The sequence below is a fragment of the Marinomonas foliarum genome (assembly GCF_016906065.1).
Classification (GTDB): Bacteria; Pseudomonadota; Gammaproteobacteria; order Pseudomonadales; family Marinomonadaceae; genus Marinomonas; species Marinomonas foliarum.
The window spans coordinates 2,619,661-2,645,333 of sequence record NZ_CP070273.1 but is presented as its reverse complement, the minus strand read 5'-3'; the positions used below and the strand labels follow the sequence as shown (position 1 = coordinate 2,645,333).

General features: G+C 43.7%; 23 protein-coding genes. 11 read left to right on the top strand and 12 right to left on the bottom strand.

The genetic code is table 11. The annotated features are described in order from the left end of the window. Nucleotides 1–27 precede the first annotated feature (27 nt). The gene (locus tag JSY38_RS12275; RefSeq protein ID WP_205113433.1) at nt 28–1,008 is read left to right on the top strand and encodes an aldo/keto reductase; all 981 of its coding nucleotides are present in this window, start codon (nt 28–30) and stop codon (nt 1,006–1,008) included. Nucleotides 1,009–1,105: 97 nt separating this feature from the next. On the opposite strand, the gene oadA is transcribed toward JSY38_RS12275, so the two are convergent. Then, a complete protein-coding gene (gene oadA, locus JSY38_RS12270; protein ID WP_205113432.1) occupies nt 1,106–2,914 on the bottom strand; it encodes a sodium-extruding oxaloacetate decarboxylase subunit alpha in 1,809 nt (602 codons plus the stop codon). A gap of 17 nt (nt 2,915–2,931) precedes the next feature. After that, a complete protein-coding gene (locus tag JSY38_RS12265) occupies nt 2,932–4,347 on the bottom strand; it encodes an acetyl-CoA carboxylase biotin carboxylase subunit (protein WP_205113431.1) in 1,416 nt (471 codons plus the stop codon). Between the two features lie 186 nt (nt 4,348–4,533). Here JSY38_RS12265 and JSY38_RS12260 point away from each other — a divergent pair, with 186 nt between their 5' ends. Then, complete coding sequence (locus JSY38_RS12260) at nt 4,534–5,484, top strand: LysR family transcriptional regulator (protein WP_114411298.1); 951 nt, start codon at nt 4,534–4,536, stop codon at nt 5,482–5,484. Nucleotides 5,485–5,737: 253 nt separating this feature from the next. Next, on the top strand, nt 5,738–7,063 hold the full coding sequence (locus JSY38_RS12255) for a methyl-accepting chemotaxis protein (protein WP_205113430.1): 1,326 nt from the start codon (nt 5,738–5,740) through the stop codon (nt 7,061–7,063). A gap of 74 nt (nt 7,064–7,137) precedes the next feature. On the opposite strand, the gene JSY38_RS12250 is transcribed toward JSY38_RS12255, so the two are convergent. The 6 genes from JSY38_RS12250 to JSY38_RS12225 all read right to left on the bottom strand — a co-directional run bounded on the left by JSY38_RS12250 (nt 7,138) and on the right by JSY38_RS12225 (nt 12,143). After that, the gene (locus JSY38_RS12250) at nt 7,138–7,986 is read right to left on the bottom strand and encodes a class III extradiol dioxygenase family protein (RefSeq protein WP_114411299.1); all 849 of its coding nucleotides are present in this window, start codon (nt 7,984–7,986) and stop codon (nt 7,138–7,140) included. Then, the gene (locus tag JSY38_RS12245; RefSeq protein WP_205113429.1) at nt 7,986–8,348 is read right to left on the bottom strand and encodes a protocatechuate 4,5-dioxygenase subunit alpha; all 363 of its coding nucleotides are present in this window, start codon (nt 8,346–8,348) and stop codon (nt 7,986–7,988) included. Before JSY38_RS12245 ends, JSY38_RS12250 begins: the two co-directional genes overlap by 1 nt. Before the next feature lie 41 nt (nt 8,349–8,389). Further along, nucleotides 8,390–9,262, bottom strand: a complete 873-nt coding sequence (locus JSY38_RS12240; RefSeq protein WP_205113428.1) for an amidohydrolase family protein — start codon at nt 9,260–9,262, stop codon at nt 8,390–8,392. 84 nt (nt 9,263–9,346) lie between these two features. Further along, nucleotides 9,347–10,435: a 4-oxalomesaconate tautomerase gene (locus JSY38_RS12235; RefSeq protein ID WP_205113427.1), complete on the bottom strand. Its 1,089-nt coding sequence runs from the start codon at nt 10,433–10,435 to the stop codon at nt 9,347–9,349. Beyond that, nucleotides 10,428–11,105 carry a 4-carboxy-4-hydroxy-2-oxoadipate aldolase/oxaloacetate decarboxylase gene (locus tag JSY38_RS12230; RefSeq protein ID WP_114411303.1) on the bottom strand — a complete coding sequence of 226 codons (678 nt, stop codon included), beginning with the start codon at nt 11,103–11,105 and terminating at the stop codon, nt 10,428–10,430. Before JSY38_RS12230 ends, JSY38_RS12235 begins: the two co-directional genes overlap by 8 nt. A gap of 30 nt (nt 11,106–11,135) precedes the next feature. Further along, complete coding sequence (locus JSY38_RS12225; RefSeq protein ID WP_205113426.1) at nt 11,136–12,143, bottom strand: amidohydrolase family protein; 1,008 nt, start codon at nt 12,141–12,143, stop codon at nt 11,136–11,138. A gap of 657 nt (nt 12,144–12,800) precedes the next feature. On the opposite strand from JSY38_RS12225, the gene JSY38_RS12220 reads away from it, so the two are divergent. The 3 genes from JSY38_RS12220 to JSY38_RS12210 all read left to right on the top strand — a co-directional run bounded on the left by JSY38_RS12220 (nt 12,801) and on the right by JSY38_RS12210 (nt 15,642). Then, on the top strand, nt 12,801–13,814 hold the full coding sequence (locus tag JSY38_RS12220; RefSeq protein ID WP_114411305.1) for a DctP family TRAP transporter solute-binding subunit: 1,014 nt from the start codon (nt 12,801–12,803) through the stop codon (nt 13,812–13,814). Between the two features lie 83 nt (nt 13,815–13,897). Continuing rightward, nucleotides 13,898–14,371, top strand: a complete 474-nt coding sequence (locus JSY38_RS12215; RefSeq protein ID WP_114411306.1) for a TRAP transporter small permease — start codon at nt 13,898–13,900, stop codon at nt 14,369–14,371. Nucleotides 14,372–14,373: 2 nt separating this feature from the next. Further along, nucleotides 14,374–15,642 carry a TRAP transporter large permease gene (locus tag JSY38_RS12210; protein WP_205113425.1) on the top strand — a complete coding sequence of 423 codons (1,269 nt, stop codon included), beginning with the start codon at nt 14,374–14,376 and terminating at the stop codon, nt 15,640–15,642. Nucleotides 15,643–15,716: 74 nt separating this feature from the next. Here the strand turns inward: JSY38_RS12210 and JSY38_RS12205 are convergent, their stop codons facing one another. Further along, a complete protein-coding gene (locus JSY38_RS12205) occupies nt 15,717–16,196 on the bottom strand; it encodes a peroxiredoxin (protein ID WP_205113424.1) in 480 nt (159 codons plus the stop codon). Between the two features lie 62 nt (nt 16,197–16,258). Beyond that, nucleotides 16,259–18,235, bottom strand: coding sequence for a methyl-accepting chemotaxis protein (locus JSY38_RS12200; protein WP_205113423.1), 1,977 nt, complete (start codon nt 18,233–18,235; stop codon nt 16,259–16,261). A 251-nt stretch (nt 18,236–18,486) separates the two neighbouring features. On the opposite strand from JSY38_RS12200, the gene JSY38_RS12195 reads away from it, so the two are divergent. From JSY38_RS12195 to JSY38_RS12185, 3 genes are all read left to right on the top strand, one after another. Continuing rightward, the gene (locus JSY38_RS12195) at nt 18,487–19,899 is read left to right on the top strand and encodes an aminotransferase-like domain-containing protein (RefSeq protein ID WP_114411310.1); all 1,413 of its coding nucleotides are present in this window, start codon (nt 18,487–18,489) and stop codon (nt 19,897–19,899) included. A 212-nt stretch (nt 19,900–20,111) separates the two neighbouring features. Next, nucleotides 20,112–20,522: an energy transducer TonB gene (locus JSY38_RS12190; protein WP_114411311.1), complete on the top strand. Its 411-nt coding sequence runs from the start codon at nt 20,112–20,114 to the stop codon at nt 20,520–20,522. Nucleotides 20,523–20,558: 36 nt separating this feature from the next. Then, nucleotides 20,559–21,071 (top strand): DUF501 domain-containing protein, encoded by a 513-nt coding sequence (locus JSY38_RS12185; RefSeq protein WP_114411312.1) that lies wholly within the window; start codon nt 20,559–20,561, stop codon nt 21,069–21,071. An 85-nt stretch (nt 21,072–21,156) separates the two neighbouring features. Here JSY38_RS12185 and JSY38_RS12180 read toward each other — a convergent pair whose 3' ends face one another. Together JSY38_RS12180 and glpK are read right to left on the bottom strand one after the other, a co-directional pair. Then, on the bottom strand, nt 21,157–21,447 hold the full coding sequence (locus tag JSY38_RS12180) for a hypothetical protein (RefSeq protein ID WP_205113422.1): 291 nt from the start codon (nt 21,445–21,447) through the stop codon (nt 21,157–21,159). Between the two features lie 93 nt (nt 21,448–21,540). Continuing rightward, the gene (glpK, locus tag JSY38_RS12175) at nt 21,541–23,025 is read right to left on the bottom strand and encodes a glycerol kinase GlpK (RefSeq protein ID WP_114411314.1); all 1,485 of its coding nucleotides are present in this window, start codon (nt 23,023–23,025) and stop codon (nt 21,541–21,543) included. Nucleotides 23,026–23,195: 170 nt separating this feature from the next. On the opposite strand from glpK, the gene JSY38_RS12170 reads away from it, so the two are divergent. Both JSY38_RS12170 and glpD read left to right on the top strand, forming a co-directional pair. Then, nucleotides 23,196–23,966, top strand: coding sequence for a DeoR/GlpR family transcriptional regulator (locus tag JSY38_RS12170; protein ID WP_114411315.1), 771 nt, complete (start codon nt 23,196–23,198; stop codon nt 23,964–23,966). A gap of 182 nt (nt 23,967–24,148) precedes the next feature. Then, complete coding sequence (gene glpD / locus JSY38_RS12165; RefSeq protein ID WP_205113421.1) at nt 24,149–25,636, top strand: glycerol-3-phosphate dehydrogenase; 1,488 nt, start codon at nt 24,149–24,151, stop codon at nt 25,634–25,636. Nucleotides 25,637–25,673 lie beyond the last annotated feature (37 nt).

Below are 25,673 nucleotides of genomic sequence, written 5' to 3'. Positions count from 1 at the left end.
TCCCTGTTTTTATTTAAGGATATTGTTATGTCAAAACACCCTCACTTAGCCAATCCAAAGATAGGCTTAGGCTGCATGAATTTGTCCCATGCTTATGGCTCACCGGTTGAAGAAGATCAAGCTATCAAGGCACTTCATCAAGCTTTTGAGATGGGTTATCGCCATTTTGATACCGCGACTTTATATGGCGGCGGTAAAAATGAGCTTTTGGTTGGCAAAGCACTAAAAGATCGTCGTGATGAATTCTTCCTTGCCAGCAAATGCGGCATGGCAATGGTCGATGGTAAAAAAGAGATAAACGGCCGACCAGAAAACATCCGCAAGCAATGCGAAGACAGCCTAAAGCGCCTGCAAACAGACCACATCGATTTGTATTATTTGCATCGCCGTGACTTCAATGTGCCAATCGAAGAAAGCGCTGGCGCACTGGGTGAGCTAGTAAAAGAAGGCAAAATTGGCGCCATCGGTTTATCCGAAGTGTCTGCTGAAACGCTAACTCGTGCTCACAACGAGTTCCCAATTACCGCGATTCAGTCCGAATACTCTTTGTGGACACGCAATCCAGAAATCGCCGTACTCGAAGCTTGTAAGAAACTAGACATTACTTTTGTCGCTTTCAGCCCAGTCGCACGCGGATTTTTAACAGGCACATTAAAAGACGTTGCGGACTTAGAAGCCAAAGACATTCGTAACAATATGCCGCGCTTTAATGCCGAGCATTACCCGAATAATCTTGCCTTGTTGAACGATTATTTTGCCCTAGCGAAAGACATCGGCTGCACACCAGCACAACTTGCTTTGGCTTGGCTAACAGCAAAAGATGAAAATATTGTCCCTATTCCGGGCACTCGTTCGGTTAATCATATGAGAGACAATTTTGAAGCAGCGCAATTAAAACTGGATGCCAAACAAGTGAGCTTGTTAGACGAGATGATCAATCAACATAACGTCCATGGCACACGATATACCGCAGCCCAACAAGCCGAAATCGATACAGAAGAGTTTTAACCTTAGCAAACCTGCTCAACCAATAAAAAGCCCCTTTGTCGATAACAAAGGGGCTTTGTTTTTAAAGCGTTTTCTAGGGTATTAACCGAACTTAGATTTACGCAATCTCAATTAGCATTTCACCCGGGGTAACTCGGTCGCCTTTCTTAACGAAAACGCCTTTTACCGTACCTGCCACATTGGCATGGACTTCGGTTTCCATCTTCATCGCTTCCGTGACGAGTACAGCTTGACCCGCTGTTACCGTGTCGCCTTCTTTGACCAAGACATCAATAATATTACCCGGCATTGCTGCGCTAACGTGGCCTGGTTCTGTCGCACGAGAGCGACCCGCACCACCTTCCGCAACGTATTCATTCAGAGATTCGAATACCACTTCTTCAGGCATACCATCCAAAGACAAGTACAACTTGCGCTTACCAACCCCAAAGTCACCGACACCCGTGATTTCCACATTGTAGACTTCACCATGCACATCGATCTTGAACTCGGTAGCCAAGCCCTCCGCGGCTGCACCTTGACCCGCTTGCTCTGGCGGTAGCAAAACTTCTGGAACTAAGGTCCCTTCAGCACGTTGCTGTAAAAACTCACGGCCTAGTTCTGGGAACATAGCAAAGGTCAATACATCTTCTTCTGATTTCGCTAATTCACCGATTTCATTGCGCAACTTATAAAGCTCTGGCGACAAAGAATCCGCTGGACGCGCGTCATTAACGGTCTCATTGCCCACCGCTTTTTTCTGTACTTCTGAGTTCACTGCCGCTGGCGGCTGACCGTAACCACCCAATAAATAGCGTTTTACTTCATTCGTAATAGTTTTATAACGCTGACCTGCCAAGACGTTATAAACCGCCTGCGTACCAACAATTTGCGAGGTAGGCGTTACCAAAGGCGGATAGCCAAGATCGGCACGAACACGAGGAATCTCGGCGAACACCTCACGGATCTTATCTAACGCATTTTGCTCTTTTAACTGATTCGCCAAATTAGACATCATGCCGCCCGGTACTTGGTTAACCTGAACAGACACATCTTCGCGAGTAAATTCACTTTCAAACTGATGATACTTTTTACGAACATCACGAAAGTAGTCAGCAATCTCTGACAACAGAGCCAAATCCAATCCAGTGTCGTAGTCCGTATCTTTTAACGCCGCTACTTGAGTCTCCGTCGCTGGATGACTAGTACCACTGGCAAAGGATGAAATCGCGGTATCAATACGATCCGCTCCCGCTTCGATTGCTTTAAGCTGACACAAGGGCGCCAATCCTGACGTCGAATGACTGTGAACCACCAAAGGCAAATCAACCGCTTCTTTGATCGCTTTTACCAAATCATAAGTCGCATAAGGCGTTAACAATCCAGCCATGTCCTTGATCGCAATAGAGTCTGCCCCCATGGCTTGCATGGCTTTGGCTTGCTCGACAAACAAAGCTGGCGTATGGACTGGGCTGGTCGTATAACAAATCGTACCTTGCGCATGTTTTCCGGCTTTTTTCACCGCTTTCATGGCTGTTTCAATATTGCGCAGATCATTGAGGGCATCAAAAACACGGAACACGTCTATGCCATTGTCAGCCGCTTTTTGCACAAAGGCTTCCACCACATCATCAGCATAATGGCGATAGCCCAGTAGGTTTTGGCCACGCAATAACATTTGTAAACGAGTATTTGGCAAGGCCGCCCGAAGCTGGCGCAAGCGCTCCCAAGGATCCTCTTTCAAAAAGCGTACGCAGGCATCAAAAGTCGCGCCGCCCCACACCTCTAAAGACCAAAAGCCCACTTGATCGAGTTTCTCACAAATCGGCAACATATCCTCCGTACGCATACGAGTGGCAATCAGCGATTGGTGTGCATCACGCAAGGTAACATCTGTCACTTCTATTTTTTGTTTAACTTGACTCATTTTCTTCCTCCTGCGGATTATCGACCAACATGCGCTGCAATAGCGGCTGCCAACACCAAAGCGATGTCACTTGGATGGCGTCTAACGGAATAATTTAATAATTCAGGGTGCGCTGGAACGAATCCTGTGTTGAACTCGCCCTTAATAAAATCTGGATGTTTTAGAATTTGCTGATAATAATTGGCCGTGGTTTTAATACCATGCAAACGCATATCATCAATAGCTCGACGACCTCGCGCCACCATTTCATCCCAAGTCAATGCCCACACCACCAGCTTCAAACACATGGAATCAAAGTAAGGCGGAATCTCGTAACCCGTATAAATCGCCGTATCAACACGAACACCTGGACCACCTGGTGCGTAGTAGTGGGTAATACGTCCAAAGCTAGGTAAAAAGTCATTCTTTGGATCTTCCGCATTGATACGAAATTGCATCGCATAACCACGATAACTTATGTCTTCTTGGCGGAAGCTAAGCGGCGAACCAGACGCAATACGAAGCTGTTCACGCACAATATCAACACCGGTAATTTGCTCGGTAATCGTGTGCTCAACTTGAACTCGTGTATTCATTTCCATGAAATACACTTCATTGCCAGACAGTAAGAACTCCACCGTACCCGCGTTAACATAGCCTACCGCTTTGGCTGCTCGCACTGCGAGATCACAAATGTATTGGCGTTGTTCTGGAGTGAGTTGTGGGCTTGGTGCAATCTCTATAAGCTTTTGGTTACGACGCTGAATCGAGCAATCACGTTCATACAAATGAATCGCATCACCTTGGGAATCCGCTAATATTTGCACTTCAATATGACAAGGATCAACGATGCATTTTTCTAAAAATACTTCTGCGGAACCAAACGCTTTAGTCGCTTCGGAAATAACACGAGGGTATTGAGAGGTTAATTCTTCTGGGGTATCACAGCGTCGAATACCGCGACCGCCACCACCAGAAGTGGCCTTAATCATCACTGGATAACCCACTTTCCCTGCTAAAGCTAATGCCTCGTCGAGATTTTCCAGGTTTCCTTCTGAGCCTGGTGTCACCGGAATGCCTGCCGCACGCATACTGTCACGAGCTTGGGTTTTATCGCCCATTTTATGAATAACAGACGAATGAGGACCAATAAAGGTAACGCCTTTTTGCTCACACAATTCAGCAAAATGCGCATTTTCAGATAAAAAGCCATAACCTGGGTGAATCGCATCACAACCCGTTTCTATGGCTAAGTTCACTAGACGCAAGGGGTCTAAATAACCGGCAAGTGGATCATCGCCCAACGAGTAAGACTCGTCTGCACGCTTGGCATGCAACGCATATCGATCCGGTTCCGTAAATATCGCGACAGAGCGAATCCCAGCCTCTGAGCAAGCGCGAATGATACGAACCGCAATTTCACCTCGGTTGGCGATCAACACTTTTTTTAACATGAGTCACTCCTTTCTTGTTTGAAGAGATCACTGCACAACGTAGCGAGCACAACTTTTGTACAAATATCTCTGAATATTCAGACTACTCAAAGATCAACCAAAGTAAAAATTGATATTACGACATTTATGTATAAGCTATTCCTGATAGATAAGCGCTAATAGATAAACCAAGGGAAAACAAAAACAATGCCTCAAAGTGTACAAAGCTTAGTCAACCGGCTTACTTTTAGACAACTACAAGTCTTTAATAGCGTTTATGAATTGAGTAGCTACAGCCGAGCTGGTGATATGCTGGGGCTGAGCCAACCGGCCGTAAGTAATCAAATACGACAGCTTGAAAGTGCATTAGAACAACCGCTGTTTGAATACGTTGGTCGCCAACTTTACAGCACTGCGACTGCCAAGCGATTAGCCAAATGTATTCACGCCATGTTTGATGAAATACAGCGCTTTCAAGACGACTTATCTGAGGAAGCTGGGCTGATATCTGGTGAGTTGAACTTAGTAGCTGTGAGTACAGCGCAGTACGTGGTGCCTTATTTGCTTCGGGCCTATACTAGCCTACATCCAAACGTCACCATAAATGTGAAAGTCATGAACCGCGCTGCAGCTATCAAGCGTCTTGGTGAGAATCATGATGAATTAGCCATAATGGGCATGGTACCCAATGATAAACCTATGTTTAGCATACCATTTTTGAACAATGAGCTTATCGCTGTCGCACCACAAAACCATCCTCTTCTCGCCCTAGAAGACATATCATTGAGCGCATTTTTAGAACACAATTTATTGCTTCGAGAAGCGGGTTCAGGCAGTCGATTAGCTCTTGAACTACATTGCCAAAAACAACGCATTCGCTTACAAGCAGAAATGGAAATCGGTTCTAACGACGCCATAAAACATGCCGTTATTGCAGGGCTTGGCGTCGCTGTATTACCTAAACTTAGCATTCTTTCTGAATTAACACTCGGCACTTTAATCGAAGTACCGATCAAAGATTTCCCCCTTCGCCGATCTTGGTGCTTGATCCACCCACAAGGACGCCACCCCACTCCTGCGATGCGATCATTTATTGATTACATTCAACAAAATATCGGCCAATTTGAAACAATGTTTTCTCGAATGAAAGATAGATAGCCGCCTCATTTTCATGAAGCTCACACCTGCCTTAAATCGCTAGCCTCAGACGTAAATCTAACTTCTTCTAAATAAATAGTTGATAAATATATAAACTATTTATTTGAATCAAACGTATACAACACATAACAAGGAATTAACAAATCACCAACAACAAATAAAGACGATATAGTATATTGTTTGATCTGTTTTGTAGGAGATTGACTACAAGGAATACGATAAAATCCCGACAATCAGATTGAGGAATATCACCATGTTTTTCAGCAACAAAGACAAAAAAATCGCTAGGAATACTGCGATTGAACAGGCCGTTTCTCAACGTGAAGACAATGCCTTTATTAAAGCCATGGAAAAATTTTGCGCAACAATTAGCTTTTCATCAGATGGCACGATACTCGCTGCGAACTCATTATTCCTTAATACAGTAGGCTATTCTCTAGAAGAAATTAAAGGACAAAAACATGCTCTATTTTGCCCTAGCCAAGTAACCTCCAGCTCCGAATACAAACACTTCTGGTCAGATCTTGCAGCAGGAAAAAGTAAAGAAGGGACCGTCTTACGCAGACATAAAGATGGTTCAGACATTTGGCTTGAAGCGACCTATTTTCCAATTGAAGTAGATGGTGTAGTGACAAAAGTCGTCAAAATTGCTTCCGATGTTACCCAAGCCAAACTTATTGCAGACAGCCAACTAGCCGTCTACAACGCTATTGATCGCTCTTCTGCCACTATTGAATTCACCCCTGACGGAACAGTTATTACAGCCAATGATAATTTTTTAAGTGCAATGGGTTATCAGTCTAGCAAAGAAATTATCGGTCAGGCGCATCGCAAATTTTGTACTAATGAATTCTATGAAAAGCATCCGAATTTTTGGGCAGAGTTAGCGAATGGAGATTTCAAAACAGGACAATTTGAGCGAGTCAGCAAACAAGGTCAAACTGTGTGGCTAGAAGCCAGCTATAACCCCATTTTCGATCAATTTGGTAAGGTTGTAAAAGTCCTTAAAGTTGCCTCTGACATTACAGAGCGTGTGAACACGCAACTCGCTATTCAACACGCAGCAAAAGTAGCTCACTCCACGTCAGTAGAAACCGCACAAGTTTCAGAGAATGGCGCTCAAATTTTACGCCGTACAGTCGAGACGTCAGACAAAATCGTGGCCGATGTTGACATTTCTACAGAGCTAATTGAGCAATTAAACCATCAGTCTGAAAGTATCGCCAAGATAGTGACAACCATTGGCTCTATTGCTGATCAAACCAATTTACTTGCATTAAACGCTGCTATTGAAGCCGCTCGCGCAGGTGAAAATGGTCGAGGCTTTGCGGTTGTGGCCGACGAGGTTCGAACACTTGCAGCAAGAACAAGCAAATCAACGATCGAAATTGATGACATGGTAAAACAGAACAGCAACTTAACTCGTCAAGCCAAAGAAAGTATGAGCAAGGTGAGTGAACGCTCTAAAGAGAATGCGCAATTTATAGACGAAGCATCCGGCATCATTGATGAGATACTCAAAGGCGCGATACACGTTTCCAATACCGTTAACAAATTATTGGATATTGAGAAAAACTAAAAAAATCCGCTATCTATTATCGTAGATAGCGGATTTTTTATATTCACCATGGAATGCTCTAACAAGAAGATTTGTTACTTCGGCATTTCATGCTCTAACAACATCAAACCAGAACCTGTATTCGAAATTGGCGCATGGTAATTTCGATGCAGCTCGGTCACTTTACCCAGTAAAGTACCACGCATCGCAATCAACATATTCAGCTCTACCGCTTGCGATCCGCCTTGCTCAACAAGATCCAAGTTGGTGTATTTCGTTAACGCTTCTGGGTCTGACACCAATTTATCAAGACAATCAATATCAAAAGTACGGTTAATAATACCCGCTCGCTCACCGTCTAACTGATGAGACATACCACCAGTACCAAAGACAACCACGTTAAGATCTTCTTCGTAAGATGCCACAGCACGACCGATCGCTTTACCTAATTCAAACGTACGTTTAGGTTGTGGCATTGGGTATTGTTCACAGTTGATGCAGACAGGAATAACTTTTACATGACCGTATTTATGACCTGGCCACATAAGGTTCAGTGGAACCGTTAACCCATGATCAACCTTCATTTCTTGGCAGATCGTCATATCAAAGCCTTCGTCGACAATGCTGTTAGCAATGTGCCAAGACAAATCTGACTCACCAGTCACTGGTGGAATGGTAGGAATCCCCCAGCCTTCATCCGCGTTATAATATTCGTCTGCAACCCCCATCGCAAAGGTCGGCTTTTTATCAATAAAAAACTCCAAGCCATGATCGTTGTAAAACAAAATTATAACGTCTGGTTTCTTCTCGTTTAGCCAATCACGCACTGGTGGGTAACCATCAAAAAATGGTTTCCAATATGGCGTTTCTTCCAACCCATTCGCCATTGCGTTCGCAATCGCAGGAATATGGGAAGTCGTTACTGCACCAATAATGTTAGCCATTAGACTTCTCCTCGCCCATTTTTTTCTAGCATTGCTTTGAATTCATCCGTACTCATACCGGTTTGCAATCCACCAATATCTTGCATGTTTAGTTTTAGCAAACCCGTAAACTTTGCTAAATAATAAATACTGCCACCTTCACGCAAAAGCCCAATCACATCTCTATTACGAATGGCTTCTTTTTGCGCTTCTGTGAGTTTGAACTTTTCACAGTAAGCTCCTGGATCAGCATTAAATTCATCACGTGCTACTTGCTCATTAAACGAGTAACACATTTTATTTAAGCCATAGCCTTTCTTGGCCATTTGGCCATCAAAAAGGTACGTCCCTTGAAACTGTCGATCTGTATAGTTACTAGCCATCTTGCTAACCTCTATTTTTATACTTTACGGCGGAATGTGGATTATGCCCAATACAGACGCATTGGATTATCCACCAACAACGCTTGCTGTAATTCAGGCGTTGGCGCGATATGTGGGATCACATCCACAAGATGACCATCATTTGGTGCTTCCACTTTCATATTAGGATGCGGCCAATCGGTTCCCCATAAGACACGATCAGAGAACTTCTCAACTAACGTACGAGCAAAAGGATAGACATCAGAGTAATCAGGCGCATGTTGCGTTAAACGCTCTGGACAACTTACCTTACACCATACATTGTCGTTGTCCGCCATAAAGTTAACAAAGCGCTGAAAGTCAGGGTGATCAACACCGTTGGCAACATTTGGCGTCCCCATGTGGTCAACCACAATGGTGGTATTCAATTCTTTCAAGAAAGGAATCAACTCTTCTAAATCGGCCGCTTCGAAATAGACAACAATGTGCCAACCGAAAGGGCGAATTTTCTCAGCTATCGAGAAGAAAACGTCTCTTGGCGTGCTATCAACAAGGCGTTTCACAAAGTTGAAACGTACACCGCGAACACCCACAGCATGCATTCTTTCAATGTCTTCATGGGTTATTGAATCATCAACAAAGGCCACGCCACGCGCTAAATCGCCGGCTGTTTCTAAAGCATCGATCAACGCGGAATTATCGGTACTATGACAAGATGCTTGAACAATCACATTACGAGAAAAACCCAAATGATCACGCAGCGCAAACAACTGTTCTTTGGATGCATCGCAAGGCGTGTATTTACGTTTTGGATGGTAGGGAAATTTATCCGCTGGACCAAAAACGTGACAATGGGCATCTACCGCACCCGCTGGCGCTTTAAAAGTAGGCACGCTTGGGTTTGCGTGAAATGGAATATAATCTTTGTCCATCATGTTCAAATACCTGTTTTATTATTCGTTCTAATTAACCAGCCTTCTGTTTGACCAGTCGTTATATCGTCAATAGAAGAAAGGCAACTAAAGGCCGTTGCTATGAGCAAACACCTGTCCATCAAACAGTTTTCTCGCGGTGCGTAGAATGGCCGCAGAGCCAACATCACCATTTTCTTCTTGATCCAAGATCACTGTCATCGCGCCAATCGGATGCTCAACATCCAGCGTCATACGCGCACTCGGCTCAAACTTAGCCACTTCATTAGCCGGCGAGCCTTTCAGAACGGCAGCTGTCGCCACACTAACCGCACCCAATACACCAATCGATGCATGGCAACGATGAGGAATAAATGTACGCGTAGAAATAGCACCACCATTCGTCGCGGCACTCACCATGGTCATTTTGGGCACAGACTTCTCTTTCACATCGCCTAAATTCATCATAGGCCCGACTTGCAAACGGATGGATTCTAGCTTGGCGCGTAAAACATCATTGGCTTCAAGCTCTTCACGAGACTCAGTACCCGTAATCCCCATGTCCACAGCACGGATGATCACCACAGGCATACCGTTATCGATGCAAGTTACTTCAATGCCATCAATCACATCGACTACGTTACCTGTTGGCAATAAAGCACCGCAACTGGAACCCGCCGTATCTTGGAAAACAATGGGAACTGGCGCTGAAAAGCCCGATACGCCGTCAATGCGAGCATCACCTTCGTACTGCACTTCACCGTCTTTTACCAACACACGAGCAACCGCGATTTGACCTGTGTTTTCCATGAAAATACGTACGGAGGTTTCGCCTTCTTCCGCAGCAACCAAACCCCGCTCAATGGCAAACGGTGCAATCCCCGCTAAAATATTGCCGCAGTTTTGCGCATCGGTCACGATCGCCTGATCAACAAATACCTGTAAAAACAAGTAATCTACATCAGCGTCGTCACGTGCAGATTTTTTCACTACGGCCACTTTGGATGCCAATGGATCAGCGCCACCTATGCCGTCGATCTGACGTTCATCTGGCGAGCCCATCACGCGCAATAAAAACTGCGCACGCGCATCAACATCAACAGGTAAATCTTCCGCTAAGAAATACGCCCCTTTTGATGTGCCGCCACGCATCCACATACAAGGCGCACTTTTTAAAACGCCTGTCTGTTTAGACATATTTTAGGCCTTTCTCTTTTAGGCGAGGGCGCATTTCATAAATATCTAGACCCAATTCGCCATTCGCCATACGCACACGCTTTGCTTCTTCGTTTGCCATACGTTTACGAGACAATTCTAATACTTCAGCTGCATTCTCACGGCGCACCACAACCACACCGTCATCGTCGGCTACAATCACATCACCTGGGTTAACCAAGGCATCAGCGCAAACCATAGGTACGTTCACTGAACCAACGGTTTCTTTAATCGTACCTTCAGCAAACACGGCTTTTGACCAAACAGGGAAGTTCATTTCACGAAGGTCGCGAGTATCACGAACACCGCCTTCGATAATCAAACCCACTACACCACGAGATTGCGCAGAGGTTGCTAACAAATCCCCAAAGAAGCCGTGATTCGATGGCGACGTTGGCGCAAAAACCATCACATCCCCTGCTTTACATTGCTCAATGGCAACATGCATCATCCAGTTATCGCCCGCCGCTCCAGAAATGGTGACCGCAGAACCAGCAATGGTTTTGTCCATTTGGATTGGGCGCATGTAATGTGCCAATAAACCAACACGACCTTGAGATTCATGAATGGTCGCTACGCCACACTCAGCTAAACCGTCGATTACAGCTTGGTCAGCTCGTTCAATATTTTGTACTACTACATTGTTTCGCATGATGCTTTCCTATCCCTTTAATCGTTAGCCTTACGCTTTTAATCTAGAAAAAACGCTACGAGCATTGTCTTCAAAGATAGCTTGTTTCTGCTCCGCGGATAACACTGTGTTGTTATCTATGTAACGTTTGGTGTCATCAAAATAGTGACCCGTTTCTGGATCAACACCGCGTACCGCACCAATCATTTCAGAAGCAAACAAAATGTTCTTAGTAGGAATAATATCAAGAAGTAGATCAATACCACGCTGATGATAAACACAGGTATCAAAGTAGATGTTATTCAACACACGTTCAGCAAGATCAAAACCTTGATCTTGTGCCATGCCACGGAAACGTCCCCAGTGATAAGGCACAGCGCCGCCGCCATGAGGAATGATGATTTTTAGCTCTGGAAAATCTTTAAAAACGTCGGACATCATCAATTGCTGAAAACCAGTAGTATCTGCCCCCAAGTAATGCGACCCAGTAGTGTGGAAACAATCATTACATGCCGCGCTTACATGAATCATCGCAGGGATGTCGTATTCGCACATTTTTTCATAGATAGGATAAAAAGAACGGTCTGCTAAAGACTTATCTTGCCAATAACCGCCACTTGGATCTGGGTTCAAGTTGATACCGATAAAGCCCATTTCTTCAACAGTACGAACGATCTCAGCAACTGACTTGCCTGGGTCAACACCTGGTGATTGTGGTAATTGTGCAACAGGCGCAAAGTTCTCAGGAAAAAGATCACAAACGCGGCGAATCAAATCGTTTTGATGCTCTGTCCAGTATTGGCTAGTGTATTCATTACCAATATGGTGCCCCATCCAACTAGCACGGGGAGAGAAAATAGTCAGATCAGTGCCACGCTCTTGCTGTAGACGAAGCTGATTATTAATAATACTGTCGCGAATTTCATCATCCGAAACAATGACTTTACCTTTTTCACCAACAAACGCAGGGTCTTTAGCAACTTGTGCTTTTTGATTATCGCGATATTCACCCACACCTGGTGGCGTAGTCGTATAATGCCCATGGCAATCTATAATCATGTTACTGCTCTCTATTCTTATTTAAGGTAACAATACGGTGATATAGAAGGCCTAACTTTACGTTATACGCCTTTCGCCTTCTGGATTAACACCGTCATCTCATTAAAATCTTCACTGAGTATTCGTTATCTAAAGACATTTTGGCTATTTCAATTTAACCGAAAGGGTATTAAATTTTGATATAGATGTTTTTTCATCCAATTCTTTTTTGGCTTATTTACGTTATTCAATATGATAAACAGCATAGACCAAACACCTTCTCAATCAACATGAAGTGCAAAAAAGCATTGATATATATGATCTTTTTCAAAAAAAACTTGCATCTTAGTATTTTCATATTCCTTTTTTGATATACATGAAACATTAAAAATTCATTTCTAAAAATGCAAAAATTGCTACATTTTGATGTAACTCTCCACTTGAATGAGGTCGAGAGCAAAGCTTTAAAGCATCACAAGGAAACAAGTTTAAACCTATGTTTGACTTGCCTTTTGTGGATCCATTAAAAAATATAGGGTATTTTTCAAATGATCCTATATTATTTGCAAAACCAGAACGCTAAGAGCGAATAGTGAATCACCTACCTATATCTTTAGACTATAGAGTAGAAATACAAAAATAAGACTATCGGGACACCCCGAACTTGGAGACGTAAAAATGAACCTAACAAAAAAACTTACGCTTGGTTTACTTGCTGCCGGCGCAGTAAGCAGTGTTAGTGCTGCAGATCTAACTCTGACAATTGGCCATGTTGACCCCCAAGAGTGGACAACGTCTAAAAAAGGCGCTGCAACTGAGGTTTTTAAAAACCTTGTTGAAGCAGAATCCGCTGGTCGTATCGAAGTAAATATATATCCTTCTAGTCAGCTAGGTGGTGAAACAGACCTAGTGCAATCAGCACAGGAAGGTACACTAAGCATGGCGATGGTATCTGGCGCCTTTGCTAAAGTTTGTAAAGAAGCATCTGTTTTGGAAATTCCATACCTTTTTCCATCTGCACCTGTTGCTTGGGAAGTGCTTGATGGTGAATTCGGTAAAGCATTGTCTGAGCATTGCTTAAAAGAAAGTGGATTGCGTACCCTTGCCTACGGTGAAACAGGTTTTCGTAATTTCACCAACTCTAAGCGCCCAGTGGCTGAACCAAAAGACATGAGCGGCCTTAAAATTCGCGTTCAAACATTGCCTCTGTACGTTGAAATGGTAAAAGCAATGGGCGCCGAGCCAACCCCAATTGCATGGCCTGAAGTACCCTCTGCGCTCACAACAGGCGTTGTGGACGGCCAAGAAAACCCTGTCAGCGTAATCGAAGCGAACAAGTTTTATGAGTTCCAAAAATACCTAACACTAGATGGCCACGTTTACGGCACAGATTTCTTGTTGATGAATGAAGATGTTTACCAGTCATTAAGTGATGAAGACCGTGCCATTATTGACCGTGCAGCAAAAGTAGCAGGTACTCTTGGCCGCGCAATTCAGCAGTTTAATTCTGCAAAAGGTCTAAAATCATTAGCAGAAAATGGCATGCAAATTACGACACCAACGCCAGAACAAATGGCTAAATTCCGTGATGCAGCGCAACCAGCTGTCATTAATTGGTTAAAAGGTGAAGTGGAGCCAGAATGGATTGAACGTGCTCAAATGTCTGTAAAAGTCGTTAGTAATTCACAATAAGCTATAATCCTGTAAACCGATAACCGAAAGCCTTTGGCGGGCTTTCGGTTGTTTTTCCTTTGCCTCTACCCGGAAAGCTCACCATGAAGCGCCTCTATAAAAATACTCTCGCACTTTTAACTGGCACCTCTCTATTCGTTATTTTTGGCGTTGTGCTCGTTAGCAGCTTGAGCCGTTACTTGCTCAACTCCCCCATTCAATGGAGTGAAGAAGTCGCAAAATACGCCATGATATACGGCACCATGTTCGGCATGGCATTGTGTTACCTAGAAGGTCTTCACATACGTTTTACTTTTTTAGAAGACATGGTGTCAGAAAAAATACGTCATTATCTTCACTTTGTTTCTGACGCTATCGCCCTTATCAGTGGCAGTGTTATTACGTATTCCGGTTACCTTTTCATGATAAAGCGAGGTGCAATTCAAGCACCAGGAACGGGGATTCAAATGTACTATTTCCAAGTGGCCATGGTCATAGGTGGTGTTTGCCTTACTATCGCTGCGCTCATAAGGCTTGCTGAATATTTTCAGTCTACGTCATTAGAGAAGGGACAATAATCATGTTAGGTTTTGGAATTCTTATTGTTCTTTTGCTCATTGGCAGCCCAATTGCATTCGCAATTTTGTTAGGGGTTGTGGGGCACGTATATACTCTGCCTTTTAATGTGAGCCTTGTAGCACAACGCATTTTTAGTGGGCTCGACTCCTTTTCTATCCTAGCTATTCCTTTGTTCGTATTAGCTGGCGAACTGATGAACGAAAGTGGTATCACCAGCCGCATTATTAATTTTGCCAATGCGCTAGTCGGCCACATGCGAGCGGGCTTAGCTCATGTGAATATTTGGGCGTCGGTCATTTTTGCCGGTCTGTCTGGCTCAGCCGTGGCAGATACTTCAGCACTAGGTCGTGTCTTTATTCCGACAATGGAAAAAGAAGGCTACCCTCGCTCCTTTGCAGCGGCTCTGACCGCAGCCTCTTCTGTTATCGGCCCGATGATTCCACCTAGCATTCCGGTGATAATTTATGCACTAATCACAACAGGCGTGTCCGTTCCTGCACTCTTCTTAGCAGGCGTTGCTCCTGGATTATTTTTGGCTGTAGGCCTATCCATTTATGTCTATTTTTTTGCAGGCCATTACGCACCACTAAAAGCAAAGCTATCGATGAAAGAGCGTTTAAAAGCATTCGTTGATGCTTGGATTCCTCTTTTCATGCCGGTATTCATCGTTGGCTCAATACTTACTGGCATTGTTACACCAACTGAAGCCGCTGCATTCGCTGCTGCTTATGCTTTGTTAGCTGGTATTTTCATCCTTAAAAGTTTGAAGATTTCTAGCTTACCGGGCATTTTCATTCGGGCTATGCGTGACTCTTCTGTGATTCTGATTGTGATTGCAGTAGTCGCAGCAGCGAACTGGTTATTAACCTTCTCAAGAGTACCTCAAACGGTCAGCCAAATGGTGCTGGAACAAGTGTCTAGCCCTTGGATGTTCTTGATCCTAGTGAACGTCATTTTGTTAGTTGTTGGTCTCTTCCTTGAAGGGATAGCAGCAATGCTAATATTGCTACCGATTCTGCATCCTATTGCAATGAGCCTTGGTATTGATCCTGTTCATTTCGGTATAGTGGTTATTTTCAATCTAATGATTGGCCTTGTCACACCACCCATGGGTATATGTTTGTTTGTTTCGAACTCGATAGCGAATGTCGGTATGGCTGCAATATCTAAGCAAATCATGCCATTATTCTTAGTCGAATTGGCTGTGTTAATACTGATCACTTTTGTACCAAGCACGGTTACATTTTTGCCGACACTATTCGGCTATTGACGATTGGTAAATATCAACACAAAAAAAAACGACGCATATAGCGTCGTTTTTTTGTGTTGATAAAAGCAATTCATTTACAGCTGAGACAAAACATATTCCGCTGAGCTTACTTTGTACTCACCCGGCTCATCTAACCATAACTGTTGAATAATACCGTTAGTCACTAACATTGCATAACGGCGACTACGAATGCCCATTTTCGCTGCAGAGATATCCAACTCTAATCCCATTGAGCAGGTAAATTCAGCCAAGCCATCTGCTGCCATCACAAGGTTTTCAGCGTTATTGGCTTTATCCCATGCATTCATAACAAAAACATCATTAACAGAAAGACAGATTATTTCATCAACGCCTTTTTCTTTTATGTCATCATAATGCACAACATAGCCTGGTAAGTGGCTCGCACTGCACGTTGGGGTAAACGCACCAGGAACGGCAAACATCAACACAGTTTTTCCCGAAAAAAAGTCGGTGACATCAATCGTCTCAGGCCCTTCTTCCCCCATCACCTGAAACGCACCATGTGGCAACATATCACCAACAAGAATTGACATAAACCGTATCTCCTGAGAATTAAGTTGCTCTCATATTAACGCAACACGTCTTAGAAAAACCATCAAACAATCTTAAATTGACTCAGTAACTGTTTTTGATGAGAAGCCAGCTTTGATAGACCCTCACTGTCTTTCTCACTTTGATCAGCTCCTAAAGCCGCTTCTTCAGACATTTCTGAGATTTCTATCACATTCTGTTTTATTTCTTGTGCCACGGCCGATTGCTCTTCAGCCGCTGTCGCGATTTGCGTACTCAAATCACGAATCTCAGCCATACTACTTTGCAGTTCCACCAGTGATTGACCAACTACACGCGCTTCTTCAGCACTTGAACTGGCACTTTGTCTGCTTGTTTCCATGCTGCCAACAGTTTTGGTAACACCCTGCTGTAATTGGGCAATCACATTCTGAATCTCTTCCGTTGAACTGTGAGTTCTTGTGGCTAATGTTCGTACTTCATCCGCCACCACAGCAAAACCACGCCCCTGCTCGCCTGCACGAGCAGCCTCAATCGCTGCATTGAGCGCCAATAAGTTCGTTTGCTCTGCAATTTCTTGGATAACATCTAAGATACGGTCTATGCTCTTAGAGTGCTCATCAAGCTCATTTACTACCGTCGTCGACTCTTCTATCTGTTCGAGCAGTCCCTCAATTTTCTGGATATTGGCATCCATTTTAGCTCGGCTTTGATTCGTTCCTTGGTCAACGGATTGGATCTGATGCAAAATAACTTCAGAGCTTTTTGCTACCTGATCAACCGTAGAAACCATTTCCGACATTGACGAAGCGACCTCTGTGGTTCTTTCATTTTGCGCCACCATTAGGCGCTTCGAATCGCCAGCTAAACGAACATTAGAGCCTGCCGAACTAGCAACTTCATTAGAGGCTTGATCAATCTCCGCCATCACACTCTGCAATTTAGCCACCAAGCCATTTACCCATCGGGATAATTCGCCAAACTCGTCTTTCGTTTTTACACTACTACGCTGAGTAAAATCGCCATCGGCAATCTTTCCTAATACCGACATCACCTCTTTTAGTGGCTGACGAATACTGCGACTAACCCACAGCGCCACCGACACGGCAATAATAATCGAAATAACTAAAACCACTTCAATAATGAGCATTGATAGCGAGCCTGCCTCACTGGCTTCTTGTTTCGCATTCTCCCCCATGACAGAGGCTTCCGAGAGCAGTTTCTGTACCGAAGCACTGACAATCATCATGCTGTCAGATAATTCCTTGGCCAATACTTCTGACTCTTGTAGCAAGCGGATATTTTCATATTGTTTTGCAATCACGCCATCGTCAGAAACAACGCTAAACTCAATTTCATTAATCAACTCATTGATATTGTCGTCATTCAAATAAGCCTGCTTATCCTTTAAGCTCGTGATAACGGACGCCATACTGTCTCGTAGATCCTGCATACTCTCCAAGCTACGTACATCAAAATAATCGTTAACCGACACTTGAAGGCTGCCTATCTGGCTTTGCATATACGAAGCTGCAAACTGAATTTCAGATGTATCTCCATCTGTCACCAGTATCCCTAAATCTTCACCAGTGAACATAATGGCGTCTTTTAGGTCTAGCTTTTCATCTGGCACCGAAGCTTGAAGCTCAAGCATGGTTTTATGATTTGAAAAAGCCACATCGGTAATGCTAAAAAAATGCTCAACCTCTTGATTGATGCTCTCTAAAGCCTCACTCATAATCGGCTGCTCTTGCAGCTGCTCAGATAGCTGATTAGAAACATCAGCGAACGCTTGCTTATGAGCTGAAAAGCGCTCTGAAAGTTCTTCTAATGCATCAGGCGATTTGCTTAATAGATATTGCAATACCGCAGCATTCGCCAAACTCAGCTCCTCTTTCAAAGCTGTACTCGTAGATGAAATGCTAGCAACCTCTCCAGTCACTACATCCAATCTGTCTTCAATTTTGCTGATACCCACAAATCCAGATGCAGCAATCATCAACAAAAGCAGCAATAAAACCCCAAAGCCAAACAAAATTCTTTGGATGACGGACAACGACATAATCGACCTCTACATTCATATCTGCTTTACATTAATTTGTGCACCCATGTTAAACAATTGCACACATTTCAAAAATTTGACCAAGGATACAGGAATATCATAACACTTTGCTTACAATCAATAAGAACAACAAGCACCTGATTACGCCAAAATAGGCTTCAGCGCGCTACTTACCAGTAAGTACATAGATTTCCTTCGACCTCCCAATCTGATAAATTACTCTATCTTCCCTCTGATACTGACTCATACCTATGGATTGCCCGTTATACGAAAAAATTGCCAACCAGATTGAGCTGCAAATCCAAGAAGGTATTTTTCTGCCCGGAGCAAAGATCCCTTCTGTAAGAAAATCCAGTAAACAGATGGAAGTCAGTGTCGCTACAGTATTACAAGCCTACAGCTTGTTAGAAGATAGAGGCGCTATAAAAGCACGCCCTCAAAAAGGTTACTTTGTTCAAGAGAACCGATTACAGCCAAAAGAACCTGCAAAAATCGCACCGACTCAGAACGATGCAACCATACACACACTATTGCGCCGCTTACTCCATGCCTCACAAGATGACGACATTATTCAATTTGGCGCCGCCATCCCTAAAAGCCAATTTTTACCGATCCGACAATTACAACGCTCTGTCGGTCGTTTAATGCGCTTAGAACCAGAAATATGTGCGGCTTATGAGTTCACTCCCGGCTCTCTTAGTTTACGCCGGCAAATCGCGATAAGAATGCTAGACAGTGGCTGCCAATTGCAGCCCGATGACATCACCATCACCCTTGGCTGTCAAAATGCCTTAATGCTGTCGCTACAGGCCGTTGCTAAAGCGGGCGACACTATCGCTATCGAAAGCCCAGCCTATCACGGCGTGTTACAAGCTATTGAGGTACTAAATTTAAAAGCGGTGGAAATTCCCTGCTCCGCAGATACAGGCATAGATTTGGATGTACTGGAAAATGCAGCCAAAGAATGGGGTGTCAAAGCCTGTATTGTCACCCCCAACAACCAAAACCCGATTGGCGCAACGCTTAGCCATCAGGCTAGACAGCGCCTAATCCAGCAATCTATACAGTTTGGCTTTACACTTATTGAAGACGACGTGTATGGAGAGTTGAGCTACAAAGACAAGCGCGAACGTGCCTTGAAAGCAGACGACACGAATAACACTGTGATTTATTGCAGCTCCTTTTCAAAAAGTATCGCGCCAGGCTTTCGAATTGGCTGGATCGTTGGCGGCCAATTCCAAGCTAAGATAGAGCATTATGCCTATGTACAATCTCTTGCAATCCCAACATTGACTCAAACCGCCATTGCGAATTTTCTCGAAAATGGCGCGTACGATCGCCATTTACGTAAAACAAGACAAACCTACCAAGACAACCTTATTCGCTGCCAAGCGATTATTCATGAGCACTTTCCTACAGGGACAACAACCTCACAACCTAAAGGCGGGTTCCTACTATGGATCACCCTACCAAGCTCAGTGAATGCCATGACACTTCACATTCAGGCCTTAGAAAAAAAAATTGGCTTATTGCCCGGTCTAGCATTCAGTTTAACGGCTCAATTTGACCATCATTTCAGGCTAAATTACGCACTAACTTGGGACAACAAAACAGACGCTGCACTAAAAGAACTGGGCAAACTTTGCCAACAACAGTTAAGCTAAATTAAGAGAACAATAAAAACAGAGCAACCCCATGTGCTAGGGGCAATACAGAGCAATCACCTATATAAGTAAAAGTTATGATTATGCTTCTACACATCTTAAAATTCGTCTGTACAGGCAGAGCAAAAAGCGTACAATTCCCATTCTTTTTTAAACACTCTGCCACATTGGCCGATAACATAAATATCTGAAATAGTAGCTGGCTTGTTGCGATGGAATTTGTTGCACATCCGAGAGACCTTCCGTTAGACATTACGCTAATAGAAGATCAACCCTTTCCTCCCATTAGTGATGAAAGAGTTGGGTTTGTCGGTATCACATATGTTGCCCTTCGTCCTTTTGATAATGGACGTTCAGTAAGAATTACATTGGAAGAAATTGACCCAAATTTTTGTGTCTCTGGCCGTGTAGCTTGGTGCAACAAACAAGATGACGGTTACCACATCGCCATCGAATTCCCGACCAAAGAAGAATGTTACTGTGTTCGCATGATAGAACAGCTTTCTCAGATAGAACATTATCGACGCCAAGCTAAAGTCCAAGGCCGACGACTGAATTACAATGAAGCCGCCGCTGAATGGATACAAAAATTCGCCGCAAGTTTCCCTGCGTTTATTATTTAATTCTTCTACCTAGAAGACTCAACTCAATAAGACATTATGATAACTCTTTCTCAAGGTGATATTGATATCATCACGGCTCAACTTGGTCGAACACCAAGCGGCATCAGCGCAATTGCCCACTACTCACCTAATGGCATTCCACAAGTATTAGAAATGGAAACTTGGGTATTTGATCAACCTTTTCCGACTCTCTACTGGCTCTCTAGTAAAGCCATAGACAAAGCATTAGCCAAAATAGAAAGCCAAGGTGTGGTAAAAGAGCTAGAACAGCGTATCAAAGAAGACGAGACGCTAAGAGAAGCACACCACGCCTCCCACCGCGACTACATTGCGAGGCGCTGGGATGTAATGAGCGATGAACACAAAGCTATTATTGAAGAAAAAGGCTTCAAGCCGTTGTTTGATAAACTTGGCATTGGTGGTATCGCTAATTGGGACCAAGTGCGTTGCCTACATATGCAATACGCCCATCACTTGGCAGGCGACAATGTAATTGGTCGTATCTTAGATGCAGAGTACGGCATGAAGGCCATTGCTGACGCCGAGTAGCCTTTCTAAAAATTTTGCAATAAAAAAAGGGAATAGGCATTAAAGTCTATTCCCCTTTTTAAGGGTTTCAGCTCGAGAGAAAGTGCTATTTTAAGCTTTTCAATAACGCCCTTAACTCTTCAGGAGTATTCGCTTTGGGTAACACTTCTCGAATGCGATTAAACGCAGCCTGAGCAACCGCTGCACGCTGGGCATAAGTTGTTAACGCTCCACCAGTCCAACCTGCTAACTTCACCATTTCATTTTTGAAATTGTTACCGTTAACACCATGCCCACCTAGCTTCATCAAAGCATCTTCAATTTCTAAATAGCTTGGGCGTTCACCACCAAATTTCATAAAATCATCTTGCTGCACTTCGGCAAACTGCTTTGACATTATCTCAACCCTTCATAAAAAGACGTCCTTGCCTATTAAAGTAGCCATAATCACCTAATCGTACAAGTCAAAGCGTGTATCAAATCGTAAAAACTAATCTCGAGTTCTTACACGGTCTACTGCTTTTTGCCAACCTTGATACAACTTATCGCCAGTTCCTTTCTCCATTGTTGGCTCAAAGCGTTTGTCTGCAACCCACAAATCTCCAACCTCATCCAAAGATTTATAAAGCCCAACATGCAAACCAGCTAAAAATGCAGCTCCCAATGCGGTGGTTTCCGTCACACAAGGACGTTCGACTGTTATCTCTAACAAATCACTCAAAAACTGCACCATCACGTCGTTGATAACCATACCGCCATCAACACGTAAAGAACTAAAAGTAGCACCGTCCTGCGCCATCGCGCCAACAAGATCTCGGGTTTGATAACACACTGAACGCAAGCCTGCGCTCACAATGTCTGAGACGCTCGTATCGCGTGTTAAACCTATCATGGCCCCACGAGCATCAGGATCCCAATAAGGCGCCCCCAAACCAGTGAATGCCGGCACCAAATACACAGAGTCATCATTCAAAGCCTGTTTAGCCAAACTCTGGGTTTCTTTGGCATCCGAAAACAACTTCAAACCATCTCTCAACCACTGAATAGCAGCGCCCGCCACAAAAATACTGCCTTCTAAGGCATAGGTCACTTTACCATTTAAACGATAACCCACCGTTGTCAGCAATTTATGCTCAGAACGAATGGCGTTATCACCCGTATTCAGTATCATGAAACAGCCGGTGCCATAAGTACTTTTCACCATGCCTGGCGTAAAACATGCCTGACCAACCAAAGCGGCTTGCTGATCACCAGCAATACCATTTACGGGTATTTCAGCACCTAACCACGAAGCATCGATCACACCAAAGTCTGCACTGCAATCCATCACTTCAGGAAACAACACATCACCAATACCAAGCAACCCAATCAACTCATCATCCCATTCTTGAGTATGAATATTGAACGCCATGGTTCGAGCCGCATTTGTGGCATCGGTTTTATGAGATTTGCCATTCGTTAACCGCCACAATAAAAAGCTATCAACGGTTCCAAACGCGAGCTTACCCGCCTGAGCTTTTGCACGGGCCCCTTCAACGTTGTCTAATATCCAACGAATTTTTGTTGCAGAAAAATAAGGATCAATTAATAGACCGGTTTTTTCTTGTACTTTTTCGCTCAAACCTTGATCACTCAATGATTGGCAAAAAGCACTAGTACGGCGGTCTTGCCAAACAATCGCATTGTAAACAGGCTTACCTGTTTCGGTGTCCCATAAAATGGTCGTTTCACGCTGATTGGTAATACCTATCGTTGCTATCGCTTGCGCATCTACCCCTGTATCCTTGAGAACAGACTGGCACACAGCTAAAGTAGATGACCAAATATTTTCAGGGTCATGTTCAACCCAACCGTCGTCAGGGAAAATTTGTGGGAACTCTTGTTGGGATTGACCAACCCGAGTACCTTTCTCATCAAATAAAATAGCCCTAGAACTTGTAGTACCTTGGTCGATAGCAAGAATATAATGAGTCATGATGAATGCTCTTAGAAGTCACAGTCGCTTGATAGTAAGCAACTTACATTGTTATTTTGTTTTTTGAACATAAATATTCAAATACGAATATCTCTATTAAAAACCAATGAGCACTCGTTTAGCAAGCCTCGTTTAACAAGTAATGTCTTTTACCAGGAGAAGAAAACAACATGGGCCAGTTATCTCGCCAAGACAAAATTGTCGCCATAGTAAAAGAAAAGGGTTATGTAACCATTGACGAATTGGCCAGCCAATTTGCCGTCACACCACAAACGATTCGACGTGATATTAATGAGCTAGCAAAAGCAGACAAAATACGTCGTCATCATGGTGGCGCAAGCTACGACTCCAGCACAACAAACGTTGCTTATGCCACTCGACAAATTTTACAACTCCCGGCAAAAGAGCAAATTGCCAAACGCATCGCAGCCGAAATTCCAAATCACGCTTCTTTGTTTATCAACATCGGTACCACAACCGAAACCGTTGCGCGGGCGCTTCTAAACCACCAAGGTCTACAGGTAATCACCAACAACCTTAACGTAGCAGCGATTTTAAGTGGAAAAGAAGACTTTACTGTTATCATCGCTGGCGGCACAGTACGCTCAAGGGATGGAGGTGTTATGGGGGAAGCAACCATCGACTTCATAAACCAATTTCGAGTCGATTTTGGCATCATAGGAATCAGTGGCATTGATCCTAACGACGGCTCATTATTGGATTATGATTACCAAGAAGTTCGAGTTGCACAGAGCATCATATCTAATTCGCGCACAGTCTTTCTTGCAGCTGACAGCGGAAAGTTTGGTAGAAATGCCGTTGTGAGGTTAGGCAATATTACCCAAGTCGATAGACTCTTTACTGATGAGCAACCACCAAAAGCCATTTTAAAGCTAATCAAAGAACATAAAATTCGCCTAGAAATGTGCTCGCCCAAATAACCCTTGGGCAGCACAAAACCACCCTCTCCAGCACTTAACTCTCCCCTTTAACTGCAAATTAAGAAAGAATATTCACCAAAACTTCACAAAGCGTTATTGTCATAAGACGCTTAGAGGTTTAATATCGAAAACAAATGTTCACTTTCGAACATATAAATTCGAATATAACCGTGAGGCTTTGCATGAATCACTCCCATTTCGACCTATTTGTTGTTGGCGGCGGCATTAACGGCACAGGAATCGCTGCAGATGCAGCAGGCCGCAGCTTAGATGTTGGCCTTTGTGAAATGGGAGACCTAGCCCATGCAACATCATCTTCAAGCAGTAAACTAATTCATGGCGGCTTACGCTATCTAGAGCATTACGAGTTTCGCCTTGTCAAAGAAGCCCTGACAGAGCGCGAAGTATTGCTCAAAGTAGCCCCTCATCTTGTTACGCCTATGCGTTTTCAAATGCCCCACAGACCGCATTTACGTCCGGCGTGGTTAATTCGCATTGGCTTATTCCTTTATGACAATTTAGGCAAACGAGAAACACTTTTAGGATCGAAAGGCGTTAAATACGCTTCAGACAGCCCACTTAAAGACGATATAAAACAGGGTTTTGAATACTCTGACTGCTGGGTTGATGACGCTCGCCTAGTGGTAACCAACGCACTAAGTGCCCAACAGAATGGTGCCTCTATCTTTGCTCGCACTCGCTGTACCTCAGCAAAGCGTGTCGATAACAAGTGGCATATCACCTTAGAAAATCAAATTACTAAGGAAACTCAAGAAATAACCGCCAAAGCCTTGGTTAACGCAGCAGGCCCATGGGTATCTTCTTTTATCGAAACCAAACTCGAAGAAAAAGCGCCATACGGAATACGTATGATTAAAGGCAGCCATATTGTCGTACCAAAGATGTACCAACACTCAAACGCCTTCATTATGCAAAACACCGACAAACGTATTGTTTTCGCTATTCCTTATCGTGAAAACTACACCTTATTAGGTACTACGGATGTTGAATACAAAGGCAATCCAAATGATGTATCGATTTCCGAAGAGGAAACACAATACATACTAAAAGTGGCTAACGATCATTTCAAAAAGACGTTAACTCCTACTGATGTTGTATGGAGCTATTCAGGTGTTCGTCCTTTATTGGAAGATGAGTCTTCAGATCCTTCAGCGGTAACCCGCGATTACACGCTTCATCTTGATGATCAAAACCATCAAGCGCCATTACTTAGCATTTTTGGCGGCAAAATCACTACATACCGAAAACTCGCTTTATCAGCGATGAAAAAACTGGCGCCTTATTTTGACAACCTAGGTGATGAGTGGACACACACAAAACCTTTGCCTGGCGGAAACTTAGACATGTCTCTTGATGCTTTCGCGATGAAACTGCAACAAGACTATCCTTTTATCGGAGCGCATCTTGCTCGTCGTTTTGCCAATAGCTATGGTTCACTGACACACACACTATTGAATAAAGCGAGCTCAGAAAATGATCTAGGCCAAGACTTTGGCAACCAGCTTTATCAAGTAGAAGTAGATTATTTAATCCATCACGAGTGGGCACATTCGGCTGAAGACATATTATGGCGCCGTACTAAGCTAGGTCTTGAATTTACAACAGATCAAGAAATCGCACTTGAGAACTATATCAAAACTAAAATCTAATTCAGATTAAGAGTTCAAATTACTACTCATTAGCCCA